Annotated in this window: 8 protein-coding genes; 4 read left to right on the top strand and 4 right to left on the bottom strand. The window is 58.0% G+C overall.

The window, feature by feature from the left end:
- Positions 1-125 precede the first annotated feature (125 nt).
- On the bottom strand, positions 126-767 hold the full coding sequence (gene can, locus RX972_RS28430; protein WP_027900176.1) for a carbonate dehydratase: 642 nt from the start codon (positions 765-767) through the stop codon (positions 126-128).
- 159 nt (positions 768-926) lie between these two features.
- On the opposite strand from can, the gene RX972_RS28425 reads away from it, so the two are divergent.
- Positions 927-1343 (top strand): serine kinase/phosphatase, encoded by a 417-nt coding sequence (locus tag RX972_RS28425; protein WP_122396325.1) that lies wholly within the window; start codon positions 927-929, stop codon positions 1341-1343.
- 174 nt (positions 1344-1517) lie between these two features.
- On the opposite strand, the gene rimI is transcribed toward RX972_RS28425, so the two are convergent.
- Together rimI and RX972_RS28415 are read right to left on the bottom strand one after the other, a co-directional pair.
- The gene (rimI, locus tag RX972_RS28420; RefSeq protein ID WP_027900174.1) at positions 1518-1970 is read right to left on the bottom strand and encodes a ribosomal protein S18-alanine N-acetyltransferase; all 453 of its coding nucleotides are present in this window, start codon (positions 1968-1970) and stop codon (positions 1518-1520) included.
- Positions 1963-2760 (bottom strand): energy transducer TonB, encoded by a 798-nt coding sequence (locus RX972_RS28415; RefSeq protein ID WP_122806273.1) that lies wholly within the window; start codon positions 2758-2760, stop codon positions 1963-1965. The genes rimI and RX972_RS28415 overlap by 8 nt, the downstream gene beginning before the upstream one ends.
- A gap of 143 nt (positions 2761-2903) precedes the next feature.
- On the opposite strand from RX972_RS28415, the gene mksB reads away from it, so the two are divergent.
- The 3 genes from mksB to mksF are packed head-to-tail and all read left to right on the top strand — an operon-like array spanning position 2904 to position 7703.
- Complete coding sequence (gene mksB, locus RX972_RS28410; protein ID WP_027900172.1) at positions 2904-4175, top strand: Mks condensin complex protein MksB; 1272 nt, start codon at positions 2904-2906, stop codon at positions 4173-4175.
- Positions 4165-4875, top strand: coding sequence for an Mks condensin complex protein MksE (gene mksE, locus RX972_RS28405; RefSeq protein WP_027900171.1), 711 nt, complete (start codon positions 4165-4167; stop codon positions 4873-4875). The genes mksB and mksE overlap by 11 nt, the downstream gene beginning before the upstream one ends.
- Positions 4872-7703, top strand: a complete 2832-nt coding sequence (mksF, locus tag RX972_RS28400) for an Mks condensin complex protein MksF (RefSeq protein WP_027900170.1) — start codon at positions 4872-4874, stop codon at positions 7701-7703. The genes mksE and mksF overlap by 4 nt, the downstream gene beginning before the upstream one ends.
- A gap of 85 nt (positions 7704-7788) precedes the next feature.
- Here mksF and RX972_RS28395 read toward each other — a convergent pair whose 3' ends face one another.
- Entirely contained in the window at positions 7789-9414 is a 1626-nt protein-coding gene (locus tag RX972_RS28395) for a methyl-accepting chemotaxis protein (RefSeq protein ID WP_122396327.1), read from the bottom strand.
- Positions 9415-10181: the final 767 nt, after the last annotated feature.

Here is a 10181-nt window from a genome sequence, read left to right as displayed (position 1 = left end):
TTCATCGACTGACAGACCGAATCGCGGGCAAGCGCGCTCCTACAGGGTCCGTGTTTGCTGCGCGACAGCGTGGTGCCTGGGACACCGGGGCGGCTCCCACAGGGTTTTGTATCCAACCGGATTACTTACTCCCCCAACGGACGCAAGCGGTACTGCGGCGGCAGTTGCTCAAAGCCGCTGATGGTCGCGTTCAGGCTTTTCCAGCGGCCGTCCTTGATGCCATAGATGCAACCATGGATCGAGAGGCTCTGCCCGCGATGCCAGGCGTTTTGCACAATGCTGGTGTGGCCGACGTTCGCCACTTGCTGGATGACGTTCAGCTCGCACATGCGGTCAACGCGCTCTTCCTCGGTGGGCAACTTGGCAAGAGTATCGCGGTGCTCGTAATACAGATCGCGAATGGTGCGCAGCCAGCCATCGATCAGGCCCAGTTGGCGATCCTGCATCGATGCACGGACACCGCCGCAACCATAGTGGCCGGTGACCAGGATGTGTTTGACCTTCAGCACGTCAACGGCGTACTGGATCACTGACAGGCAGTTGAGGTCGGTGTGTAGCACGACGTTTGCCACGTTGCGATGCACAAACAGATCACCCGGCAGCATGCCGACGATCTCGTTGGCAGGTACGCGGGCGTCCGAGCAACCTATCCACAGGAATTCCGGGGTCTGCTGGCGTGCCAGCTTGGCAAAAAACTCAGGATCTTCCTTGGTGATCGCATCTGCCCAACGTTCGTTGTTGTCGATCAGGTCTTGTAGCTCGTTCATGTGTCATGCCTCGAAGATGTGCCAGCTTATGACTGGGGCTCGACGATCCGGGTCACTAACTTCTGTTGTGCAGATTCCCGATCCGCTCGTGCAAGCAAAGTGAATCTTCAGAATAGGTGCCGGTCCACCTTTCAAGCCCCTTAATAACGAGGATTCGCCATGAATGATTCCCGCCGCCCTTACGGTGCAACTCAACCCGAACCGATTGACGATAACGAAGACCGCATGGGCTCCATGCGTGAGCTGAACTTCGACGACAAAGGCGACGATGCACGCATCGGCGACTTGATCCCGGAAGACGAACTCTCCCGTGAAATCCCTGAGCAGCGCGTGCGTGAAGCAGGCCTTACCGGCGCGTCGACTCCGGATCATCACCCGACTGACGACGATCTGGATCCAGAGATTCTGATCCGCGAAGACGGTGCCCGCTCCGCTGAAGAAGAAGGCGAAGACAACCCCGCCGATTTCGATCTGACAGTAGTCGATGAAGATGACATTGGTGGTGGTGATGGTCTGGATGAGGCTGAGCTGGGCCGACTGGATCCGCTGGATGGGAAGCCTGAGAAGCTTTTGTAAGTAGAATGCGTTCTGGACTTATGGGAAATCCCATATTGGCTTGCCAGCCGACATCAGTGGGAGCGAATTTATTCGCGAAGAAGCGCGTACATCCGGACCTATGTATCGCCTGGAACACCGCCTTCCCGAATAAATTCGGTCCTACCGGGGAATGACTCTGGTCAGTAGTCTGGATTACTCAAACAACGTACAAGCCATGACCAGCGCATCTTCGCGGCCGCCAGCAACCGGGTAGTAATCCCGGCGGCGGCCGATTTCGTTGAAGCCGAAGCGCTCATAAAGGCGATAAGCCGCGCGGTTGCTGTCCCGCAGTTCGAGGAAGCATTCCCGTGCATTCAACTGGTAAGCACGTGACATCAAGTGCTCCAGCAGGCGCAAACCCAGACCGCGGCCCTGGCTTTCCGGTTTGACAGTGATATTGAGCAGATGAGCTTCGTCGATGATGACCTGCACGACGCCATGCCCGACCTGTTGGTTTCCCTCGAACATCAGCCAGATTTCGTAAGACTTGAGTCCATCCAGAAAAATGCCGCGAGTCCAGGGATGGCTGAAAGCTGCGTATTCAATCTTCAGTACAGCGTCCAGATCCGCCTCGGTCATCGGGCGGAAAGTTATTGCGTCACTCATCGATCGGTTTCCAGCGCGCCATTAGCCGACGCATGGCTTTCCAGACATCGGCCTTGCGTTGCGGCTCGTCCATCAATAATTCCAGACCCGGCAACGCCCAGGCAGAACCCAGGCCTTCAACCTCGAGTTCACTGTTATAAGCCTCGGCATTGGCTTCCCCGGCAAAGCGCACCGACGGCAGACCGACCAGCCAAAGGCAGGCGCAAGGCGCCTCTTCCAGACGAGCCGAGACAAAACCCTGAACGAAATCACGCGCAGCTTCAGGCCCTTGATCGATCTGGCCACGACTTAGCAGCGGCCAGCGTACTGGCTCGCCAATGATCTGCGGGCTGTCCGGCAAACCAGCGGCGCGCAGCATGTCCTTGAGCAGCAGATAAGCCGGATCACGACTCTGGAACGCCTGGCCTGTGGGTAACTCCACCAGCACCATGCAGCGACCGGTGCGCAGCAACTGCAACGAGAAACGCGGCGGCGGCACAACAGCAGCCTTGACTGGCGCAGGAGTAGCCTCGTCTTCGGCGACCGCAGGCTTGCGGGTATTGGTGGCCGCAGGTCTCGGCACTTCGATCTTTGGTCGTGCGACAGGTGCCGGACTTGCCGCAACGGCGCTCGCCACCTGATTGACCGCAGCTTCAGGCACCGCGATATCCGCCACCGGTTCAACCTGTGGCGCAAGCGGAGCAAGCAGCTCCGGACGTGACGGAGCCGCAAACGGCAGTTCGGTGCGCGGCAGCCAATTGACCACCTGCATGGCAGTCAAATAAGCGCGGCGGCGGGACTCGTTGAGCAAAGGTCAGCCACCTGTGGATAAGTTAGGACGGCGATTCTACAACTCTTCGCCAATTCCCGCCGCAGTTGATCGCCCGGAGATGAAATTTGAGGCGTGCGATGCAGTACAATCGCCGCTTTTATTTACCAACAGTCGGCCTACCAATGATCGAACCCAAGCGCGTCTTGCGCGCCCTTGCCGAACACTGGGCGCTTCTTGAGCCGCTGTGCGAACATTTCGACCAAGGCACTCTGAGCCTGAGCGAATTGCGCTTGCAACTGGCGGCACAGCAACTGGACAGCACCCCGCAGGACATCACCAACCTGCTGGATGTGTGGATTCGCCTGGATATCCTCGTTCCAGTGGCGAAAAGCCCTAACCGTTTTGAACTCAACGCGCAGATTCATGACTTCTTGTCGTACCTGCGTCGCGAGCACCGTTTGGGCCTGTGCCTGGAAATCGAAGCCTATCTGCGCCATCTGGAGCGTTTGGCGGGTTATATCCAGGACGCCTTTGATATCCGCGACGCCAATGACCTGGCCCGGCAACTGCGCCTGCTGGACATGCGCGTGCGCGACGTGCTGAAAAAGCTCGCCAACGACGAACAGGCATTGGTGGGCGTTGCCGACAGGGCCAAGACCAGTGATCGCCAGATCCCGCTGCGTCAGCGTTATGCAGAAGTGCTGGCCACCTGGGACGAATACGTCGAGCCGATGATTCAGTTGGTAAACGCTGACGGCGCTTTCGAACAAGGCGTGCGCAAGGTCGAGAACGTGCTGCTGCGCTTGCTGACTGAGCAGCAACGCCTTGGCCAACTGGTCGACGACGACATGCTGCTGCGTACCCACGCGCGCATTCTTGAGATGCAGACCAGCGCTCAGTTGACCTTGCGTCATGCCCGCGAACTGCTGCTGCCGCTGCGTGAAGAAGCGCGCCGCCACAACGCAGTCACCCGTGGCGCAGCGTTGGCCCTTTCGGCGATTCGTCGTAAAGGCATCGATGCAGTGCCGCAAGCGGCGATGCCGATGTTCACCCGTCCGCAGAGCACCTTTCTGGGCAGCGCGAGCCAGGTCGAGGCCTACGTGTATGCGCTGGCCCGCTTTGAGCCGAAACCGGCGAAATTTCCCAAGGCCGGTGTTGGCAAACGCAAAGGTGATTCACCGCAGGCGCCCCGCACGGTCAAGGAAATGCTTGAGCGTTGCGAAGACGCCCTGCCGATGCCGGACCTGATGGTCTGGCTTTTGGAACAGGAGCCGAACGGCGCTACTGACGAATTGCTCTACTGGTTCTCGCGCCTGTCCCGCGAGAAACGCTTCACCCGCGAACGCCTTGAGCGTCGTGACTACTTTACTCAGGAGCATCAGGTCAGCCTGCGCTCCTTCGCCCTGCTCGCCAGCAGTGATGAGCAAACGGGGAACCCAGCCAATGCATCTTGATCTTTCCGAAATGTCGCAACTCGCGCCGATCTTCCGCGAGCTGTTCAAAGGTTTCCACATCAGCCGCCGCGACCCGGAGCTGTACGCGCAATTGTCCAACGCACAGGATCAATACCGGACGCTGTTCAAGGCGCTGGGGTTTGAACTGGTGTGCGACACCCGCGGCTTCTATTACTTCGTCCCGGATCAAGCCGCTGCGCAGGTCAACAAGACCGCGCAACGTCTGGCGCTGTTCACGTTCATTCTGGTTGAACACCTTGCCGACCAGGGTCGTGACCCGGTAGCCGTGCTGGACGGCGGCAGCCTTGGCCGTGATGAACTCCCGTCGATGCTGGAGAAGTATCGCGACCTGTTCTTGCAGGCCGAAGTGCAGACCCAGGACGAGCTGGAAGAGAAAATCATGCGCCGCATGACCCAGTTGGGTTTCGCTGCTGAAGAAACCGGCATCTACCGCTTCCTGCCGCCGATGCACCGCTTCCTCGACGTTTGTCTCTCGGTACAACAGGACCGCGACCTGGCCGCAAGCCTTCACAGCGTTCTGCCATTGCCAGTGCCGGTACTGATCGACGAAGACAGCGATGAAAAGCTGCTGCAAACCGATGACCCACTGGACCTCGCCGAATTCGAAGACGTGGAAGAAACCGAAGAGCAGGCCCTGGCCCGCGCGATCGCTGACGAGCAACAGGAGATGGATGCATGAGCCAGGAACGCTACGGCATCCGCCGCTTTGCCCTGCTGAATACGGCCGGTTACAGCCTTGGGCTGTTCCCGCTGGAGCACCCGTTGTCGGTGTACGGGGCCAACAACCTCGGCAAGAGCGCCTCGATCAACGCACTGCAATTCCCTATTCTGGCGCGCATGTCGGACATGAGCTTCGGCAAGTACAGCCTGGAGCAGTCCCGCAAGTTCTACTTCGCGTCGGACACCAGTTACATCCTGGTTGAAGTTTCCCTGCCCCACGGCCCGCACGTCATTGGCGTGGTCGGGCGTGGCCCCGGTGGTGGCTTCGGTCACCAGTTCTTTGCCTATGCGGGCAAACTGGATCTGGGCCATTACCAGAAGAACGACACCTGCCTGCGTCAGAAAGAGCTGTTCAGCAACCTGGAAAGCCAGGGCCTGAAAGCCTATGAACTCAAGCCCGACGAACTGCGTCGCTTGCTGGTGGGCGGTCACACGTCTATTCCGTTGGACCTGACGTTGATCCCGCTGCGCTCCACCAGTGAACAGAGCCTGAAGACATTCCGGGCGCTGTTCATCAACTTGCTGCACATGCGCGAAATCACCGCCGCCAAGCTCAAGCAGCTGTTCCTTGATGCTTTTGAACACAGCCTGCGTTCCGGCAGCGTGGATTACATCGCCGCGTGTGAAGAAGCCTTCCGCGACGTGCGACGCATGGAGCAGGACTACAACTCGCTGGTCAAAGCGGGTCCATTGGTCGAAGCGCTGGCGGCAGGTGTCGCTCAGCGTGATCTGTTGCGAGGCAAGCTGCATCGCCTGTCGCCGCTTCTGGATTCGTTGCTCGGCACCTGGATGGATTACTCCACCGCACGTAAGGAAGAGCTGGTTATCCAGGCCGAGCACTACCGCAGCCAACAGGATGAACTGCAGAACGATCAGCGCGGTGGCACTCAGGAGCTAATGCGTCTGGAGCGGGAAATCAGCAGTATCCAGCGCTGGATCGGCGAACTGGCGGTCCTCAAGAATCGCTTCGCGCTGGTTGACGACGCCAAAGTGCTGGAGCAACAGTTGCTGGCCGCCAAGGATGCTCACGATGAACTGGCCGGTGCCTTGGCACAATCACGTCAGTTCAGCGCCGAAGATCTGGACGAACGTCTGCGCGATCTGGAAAAACGCCTGAAGTCAGTGAAGCAACAACTCGATCACGCGGACAACAACAGCTATGCCCGTCTGCGTGAAGAGTTCTCGCAGCCGGATGTAGAGCGCTTGATGCGCCTGTTCAACAGCGCCCTGTTCAGCTTGCCACTGGGTGAGCAAGGTATCGCGCTAGATGACGGTGATGCTTGGGTCAAATCTCTCGAAGCCATCCTTGATAGCTTCAAAGGCGACCAGTTCCAGGTGCCGGGCCTGTCGATCAACCTGACCAACATCGAGCCGCCTGCCCTGCAAGCCTTGGCCGACCGTGCCGCATTGCGTGATCAGAAAGAACGTCTCGAAAAAGAACTGAAACAGCTCAAGACGCAGCAGGCCGTCGCTTCCGACCGCGCGGCCAGCAAAACGCAAACAGAAGCCTTGTATCAGCAGGTGCTGGACGCACAGAAAGCGCTGGAAGACTTCCGTCGCTGCCAGACCCTGAGCGCTGAAGAGCCCGAGAAGCACGAGCAACTGGCACAGATGGAAGCTGCGCAGGATGAACTGAAGCGCTCCAGCGACGCGTTCACCGAGCGCGTCCAGCAACTGTCCGCCAAGCTGCAACTGGTCGCGCGCCAGATTGGCGATCTGGAGTCCAAGCAACGCACGCTGGATGACGCCTTGCGTCGTCGTCAGTTGCTGCCTGCCGATCTGCCGTTTGGTACGCCTTACATGGATCCGGTGGATGACTCACTGGATAACCTCTTGCCACTGCTCAACGATTATCAGGACAGCTGGCAAGGTCTGCTGCGCAGCGATGGTCAGATCGAAGCGCTGTATGCCCAGGTACGCTTGAAAGGTGTCGCGAAGTTCGACAGCGAAGAAGACGTCGAGCGTCGTCTGCAACTGCTGATCAATGCTTACGCACACCGCACCGACGAAGCGCTGACGCTGGGCAAGGCTCGCCGCGCAGCCGTGACCGACATTGCGCGCACACTGCGCAACATCCGTAGCGACTACGACAGCCTTGAACATCAACTGGCTCTGTTCAACCGTGAGATCAACAAGCGTCAGGTTTCCAACCTGGCCAGCTTCCGTATCGTGCTCGCTCCCAACAAGGAAGCGCTCAAGCACATTGACCAGATTATCCATAGCGCTGGCCAGTACGAAGAAGGCGAAACGCTGTCGGTGTTCGACCTGAGCCAAAGCGCTGAGCAGGACAACAAGAACGAAGAGGCCAAGGAGTATCTGGCGCGTCTGGTGGCGGCAAACCATAACCAGCTGGGCTTGAAAGACCTGTTCGAACTGGCGTTCGAGATCACCAAGGTCAACGGCCAGCCGGTGATCCATACCGACATCGACGGCGCGGCTTCAAACGGCACCACGATGACCATCAAGGCGCTGACCAACATGTACCTGTTGCTGCACTTGATGGACCGCGATCAAGCCGGCCGTGTGCGCCTGCCTTACTATCTGGACGAAGCAGCAGACATCGACGAGAAGAACCAGGCAGCGCTGCTGGAGACGAGTCTGCAACTGGGCTTTGTACCGATTCTGGCGAGTGTGAAGCCGCAAGTATCGGCGCACGTGGCAATCGACCTGGAAGGCGGCAGCGGGCCTAACGGCATCTACATTGATGAGGCGGACTGGAAGTACATCCGTCGCCGTGATGAGGTGAAGGCGACTGTTTCTGAAGTCGCTGAGGAAGCGGCTGAATAAGCTGAGTCCACATGAACAAAAAAGGCCGCATGAGAATGCGGCCTTTTTTGTGGGCGTTGTTTATGTGGGCGTGGTGCGGCGTTCGTTAAATCTTGAACTGACCCACCATCTGATTCAGCTCAACGGCCAACCGCGACAGCTCCTGACTGGCAGCATTGGTCTGATGAGCGCCGTCGGCAGACTGCAGCGACAGATCACGGATGTTGACCAGGTTACGATCCACTTCACGGGACACTTGCGCCTGCTCTTCTGCAGCACTGGCGATAACCAGGTTACGGTCGGAGATTTCACCCACGCTTCGGGTGATTTCCTCAAGAGCATCACCGGCGCTGCGAGCCACCTCCAGAGTGCTTTGAGCGCGGCTACTGCTGTTCTGCATAGAAGCTACGGCCTTGCTGCTACCTTGCTGGATGCCGCTGACCATCACTTCAATTTCTTGCGTGGACTGCTGAGTGCGATGGGCAAGCGCCCGGACTTCGTCAGCCACAACAGCAAAACCGCGCCCGGCTTCCCCGGCACGCGCAGCCTCAATGGCGGCGTTAAGGGCCAGCAGGTTGGTCTGCTCAGCGATGGCGCGAATCACGTCGAGAACCTTACCGATATCTTGAGTCTGGTCAGCCAGACTGCGGATCTGCTCGGAAGTGACTTCGACGTCAGTAGTCATTTGCTGAATGGCAGTGACCGTTTCCTGCACGCGCTGACGACCTTGCATGGCCGAGGTGCTGGATTGCTGCGAAGCAGTCGACGTGTTCACTGCGTTGCTGGCCACTTCCTCGACGGCAGCCGTCATCTCGTTGACGGCAGTAGCGGCTTGTTCGATTTCGTTATTTTGCTGCTGCAAGGATCGCGAACCTTCCTCGGTCACCGCATTGAGCTCTTCAGCGGCTGAAGCAACCTGAGTGGCCGAGCCGGAAATACGCTGCAGGGTGTCTCGCAGATTCATCTGCATGGTTTGCAGCGCTTGCTGCAGGCGCGTGACTTCATCACGGCCATTTACTTGGGCGGTAGTGGTCAGATCACCGCGCGCCACGTCTTCCGCAGCCCTTACAGCCTCGCTGAGCGGACGAACGATGCTGCGGGTCAGAAGCACTGCCAACAGGACAGTCAGTACGGCAGTCAGAACCAGAACGGCAATGATGATGTTACGTGCGCTGATGTATTCACTCGCAGACTCTGCAACGGCAGCGTCTGCACCCTGACGATTAAGCTCCAGCAAACTTTCGACCAAAGGTGCCATTTGGTCTGAGTACTTCTTGAGCTCACCGCTGATCAAACCTGGAATCTCAGCATCACGTTTGGCCAGTGACGCTTGACGCAGTTTGTCCTGAGCGACCAGATAGTTAGCCAGTGCTTCTTTGAACTGCTGAAACTTGGTGCTCTCTTCCGGGCTACGAACCAAAGGCGCGTAAGCAGCGACGATGGTGTTGGCCTTCTTGGTCAACACCTCAAGGCGGGCTTCGGCTTTGTCGATGTCCGCCTGGGTGCGGTTGACCATGATCAGGTAAGACATGGTACGGAATCGCGAGGTGGTATCAGCTAACTCTCCCAGCAGCCGAGTGGACTTCAGCCAGCCTCCGCCGAGATCCGTCGTGTTTTTGTTGAGGCCGGACATTTTGTCGAGACTCATTACACCGAGGAACAGAACGAATAAAGCCATGAGGGAGAAACAGAGAGCGGCGCGAAGGGCAATTCCAAGATTACGCAGTGTCATGCGGGCTGAACTCACAGAATGAAGTTAGCAAGCTATCGGCTGCGATCCGGGAAGATGAAGGTGTATCCGTATGTTTCATTTAGCAGTGGTAGGAGCGAACTTGTTCGCGAGGGGGCGGTACATCCGCAGCTTATGTAACGCCTGACATATAGCCTTCCCGAATGAATTCGGTCCTACCGAGCTTGGCGCATGGACGGTAGGAGCAAACTTGTTCGCGAAGGGGCGGTACATCCGCAGCTTTTGTATCGCCTGACATATAGCCTTCCCGAATGAATTCGGTCCTACCGAGCTTGGCGCATGGACGGTAGGAGCGAACTTGTTCGCGAGGGGGCGTTACATCCGCAGCTTTTGTATTGCCGGACATATAGCCTTCCCGAATGAATTCGGTCCTACCCGGTAGCGATGAACCTGTAGGAGCAAACTTGTTCGCGAGGGGGCGTTACATCCGCAGCTTTTGTATTGCCTGACATATAGCCTTCCCGAATGAATTCGGTCCTACGCGGTAGCGATGAACCTGTAGGAGCAAACTTGTTCGCGAAGGGGCGTTACATCCGCAGCTTTTGTATCGCCTGACACATAGCCTTCCCGAATGAATTCGGTCCTACCCGGTAGCGAGGCGGTGCGTCAGGCAGAACGCGGGGTCGTCCATCGCGGGCAAGCGGGCTCCTACAATGCTTTTTCTTCGCGCATAAACAAAACCCCTGAACGCGTAAGCGATCAGGGGTTCTGGAATTTAATCTTGACGATGACCTACTCTCACATGGGGA

It is taken from the genome of Pseudomonas syringae group sp. J309-1 (assembly GCF_032582135.1).
GTDB classification, from domain to species: domain Bacteria; phylum Pseudomonadota; class Gammaproteobacteria; order Pseudomonadales; family Pseudomonadaceae; genus Aquipseudomonas; species Aquipseudomonas quasicaspiana.
The sequence above is the reverse complement of the archived record's forward strand: the minus strand, read 5'-3'. Positions and strand labels throughout refer to the sequence as shown.

Excerpts from the sequence above, each read along its gene's own strand:
- rimI (WP_027900174.1), bottom strand. The coding sequence starts at position 1,970 with ATGAGTGACGCAATAACTTTCCGCCCGATGACCGAGGCGGATCTGGAC.
- mksE (WP_027900171.1), top strand. The coding sequence starts at position 4,165 with ATGCATCTTGATCTTTCCGAAATGTCGCAACTCGCGCCGATCTTCCGC.
- can (WP_027900176.1), bottom strand. The coding sequence starts at position 767 with ATGAACGAGCTACAAGACCTGATCGACAACAACGAACGTTGGGCAGAT.
- mksB (WP_027900172.1), top strand. The coding sequence starts at position 2,904 with ATGATCGAACCCAAGCGCGTCTTGCGCGCCCTTGCCGAACACTGGGCG.
- mksF (WP_027900170.1), top strand. The coding sequence starts at position 4,872 with ATGAGCCAGGAACGCTACGGCATCCGCCGCTTTGCCCTGCTGAATACG.
- RX972_RS28395 (WP_122396327.1), bottom strand. The coding sequence starts at position 9,414 with ATGACACTGCGTAATCTTGGAATTGCCCTTCGCGCCGCTCTCTGTTTC.
- RX972_RS28425 (WP_122396325.1), top strand. The coding sequence starts at position 927 with ATGAATGATTCCCGCCGCCCTTACGGTGCAACTCAACCCGAACCGATT.